Annotated in this window: 1 protein-coding gene and 1 pseudogene; both read right to left on the reverse strand. The window is 70.9% G+C overall.

What is annotated here, in order from left to right:
* Nucleotides 1-12: 12 nt before the first annotated feature.
* Entirely contained in the window at nucleotides 13-2,352 is a 2,340-nt protein-coding gene (recG, locus tag I0Q12_RS26175) for an ATP-dependent DNA helicase RecG (RefSeq protein WP_197256162.1), read from the reverse strand.
* Nucleotides 2,353-2,393: 41 nt separating this feature from the next.
* Nucleotides 2,394-3,170 (reverse strand): annotated as a pseudogene (locus tag I0Q12_RS26180) (dihydroxyacetone kinase); the annotation flags it as partial.

The following is a 3,170-nucleotide window of genomic DNA, read 5'->3' on the forward strand; positions in this document are numbered from 1 at the left end:
CGGGCGCGCGGCTCAGGATTTCTCGAGGTATTCGACCCGCGTGCTGTCCAGGGCCGCGGTGACCATCCGCGCGAGTCCGGGATGCTCGTCCAGGCCCGGATCCTCGTCGGTGACCGCACGCGCGAACGCCTGCGCGGCGGCGATGACTTCCACGTCGTCGACGAGCGAGAGCAGCCGCAGCGTCGACGCCGTGCCGGACTGCGCGACCCCGAGCACGTCGCCCTCGCGCCGTTGCTGCAGGTCGAGTTGTGCCAGCGCGAACCCGTCGGTGGTGCCGGCCACCGCGTCGAGCCGCATCATCGCCTGCGACCCCGGGCGGCTGTCGGTGACGAGCAGGCACAGCCCCTGATGCCCGCCTCGCCCCACGCGACCGCGCAGCTGATGCAGCTGGCTGACCCCGAACCGGTCGGCGTCGACGATCACCATCACCGTCGCGTTGGGCACGTCCACACCGACCTCGACGACGGTCGTGCACACCAGCACGTCGATCTTCCCGGCGCCGAAGTCGCGCATCACCGCGTCCTTCTCGTCCGCGGGCAACCGGCCGTGCAGCAACCCGACGCGCAGGTGACTCAACGGGCCGGTGGACAGCTCCTCGTACTGCTGCAGCACCGACTTCGTGTCCGGCGGCTCGGCACCGGCCCGCGCCCCCTTGCCGCCGCTTTTTCCACCACGACTCTTCGTACCGCGCGCAGGCTCCGCGTCCTCGAGAACGAAGAAATCGGCGTCGGCGTCCTCGTCCGCGTCCCCGTCCCCGATCCGGGAGCACACGACGTAGGCCTGCCGCCCCTCCGCGACCTCCTCGCCGATCCGCTCCCACGCGCGGTCGACCCAGCTCGGATGCACCTTCGCCGGCACGACCCGGCTCACGATCGGTGAGCGCCCGCGCGGCAGTTCCGTCAGGGTCGAGACCTCGAGGTCGCCGAGGACGGTCATCGCGATCGTCCGCGGAATCGGGGTCGCGGTCATCACCAGCACGTGCGGGCTCGCACCGTCACGGCCGCGGTTGCGCAGTGCGTCCCGCTGTTCGACCCCGAAGCGATGCTGTTCGTCGATGACGACGAGGCCCAGGTCGAAGAACTCCACGCCCTGCTGGATCAGGGCGTGGGTGCCGATGACGATGCCGGCGTCGCCGTTGACGGTGTCGAGCAGCGCCTGGCGTTTGCGGGCCGCGGACATCGAGCCGGTCACCAGCGTCACCTTGGTCGCGAGTTCGTGGGCGCCGAGCTCACCGGCGGCGGCCAGGTCCCCGAGCATCGAGGTCAGCGACCGGGCGTGCTGCGCGGCGAGCACCTCCGTCGGCGCGAGCAGTGCGCACTGGTGTCCGGAGTCGACGACCTGCAGCATCGCCCGCAACGCCACGATGGTCTTGCCGGAACCGACCTCGCCCTGCAGCAGCCGATTCATCGGGTGCGCCACCGACAGGTCGGCGGCGATCTCGCCGGCGACGGCGAGCTGACCGGTGGTCAGTTCGAAGGGCAGGCGCCGGTCGAATTCGGCGGCGATGCCGTCGTCGCGGGGCGCGCAGACCGGCGCGGTGCGCACGGCCACGTCGTGCCGGCGGCGCGCGAGCACCAGTTGCAGAGCGGTGGCCTCGTCGAAACGCAACCGGGCCCGTGCGGCGGTCACCTGCTCCTTCGTGTCGGGCAGATGAATGGTGCGCAGCGCCTCGTCCAGGCCGACCAGGCCGTGCTCGCGGCGCACCCAGTCCGGCAGCGGGTCGTCGACGACCTCGAGTTGGTCGAGGATCTGCCGCACGCAGCGCATCACCGTCCACGACTCGACGTCCCGGGTCGCCGGGTACATCGGGATCAGCGCCCGGTCGAAGATCGACATGTCGATGCCGTCGCTGCCCTGCGCGCTGCGGGCCATCCCCGCCAGCGCGCCCGCCCCGCGGACCCGGGTCGGCGCGGGTGTCGCTCCCCCGACCTCCGCGTCGCGCGGCTCGGGAAGGATGACGTAGCTCGGATGGGCGAGGCTCCACTTGTCCCGGAAGTACTTCACGGTGCCGGAGAACATGCCGCGCACGCCGGGCTTGATGTTGTATTTGACCTTGTGCGGGTTGAAGAACGTCACGTCGATCTTCTGCCGGTCCGAAACCAGCACCACCGCGAGCCGCGTCCCGGGCCGGCTCTTCATCCGCACCTCGTCGGCCTTCTCGACCCGCGCGATGATCGTGACGTGCTGGCCTTCCTCCGGCTGCGCGTCGCCGAGTTCGGCGCCCTGGGTCGCGTAGCGGTGTGGGTAGTGGCGCAGCAAATCCTCGACGGTGGACATGCCGAACGCGTCGAACAGGGCGTCGGCGGTCTTGCGTCCGAGAAGATGATCGAGTCGGTCCGCGAGTGTCGCCACTGCCGTCCTTTCGCCGTGTCCGCTTCTGCCCGGTTCGGCGTCTACTCGACGCCGAGTTGCAGCAGGTCGCTGCCCTGTCCCCCGTGATACACCACGACCTCCACCTCGGGATGGTGCGCGTCGAGGTGGGCGGTCAGCTGTTCGGCGAGACCCTCGGGAGCACCGGACCCGACCAGCATCGTCACGAGTTCTCCACCCGCGGCGAGGACCTTGTCGAGGAGCGACGCGCCCGCTGCCACCAGATCATGCTCGATGACTACGACATCGTGGCCGGACAAACCGAGGCTGTCGCCGGGTTCGCACGTTCCCACCCAGGTCAGGGCGCGTTCCTGCGCGATGCGCAGCGAGCCCCAGCGGGTCGTCGCGGCGGCCTCGGTCATCGTGAACGCGTCGTCGACCGAGTCCCGTCCGGCGTCGTGCACGGCGAGGGACGCGAGCCCCTGCACCATCGACCAGCTCGGCAGGAACATCACCGACCGATGGTCGTCGCGGGTCGCCGCCCCGACGGCGATGAGGTTCTGCTCGCTGAGCGCACCGTTGGGCAGCACCAGCACCTCGGGTGCGTCGACCGCGCGGATGGCGTCGAGCAACCCGGGGATGGTCATCGGGCGGTCGGCCCGGACGACGACGGCCCCTTCGGCCTCGAACAGCTCGGCGGCGCCGTCGCCCTCCACGACCGCGAGCACGGCCCGGCCCGGCGAGGCCGGGGGCTCCCCGCGCCCATCGCAGTTGTCCCGGCTGCAGTTGTCCCGGCGCACCGCGTCGAGCGCGAAACAGGTGATCTCGATGCGGTGGACGGTTCCCGCCGCCAGACCCGC

Source organism: Rhodococcus sp. CX (genome assembly GCF_015865005.1).
Classification (GTDB): Bacteria; Actinomycetota; Actinomycetes; order Mycobacteriales; family Mycobacteriaceae; genus Rhodococcus.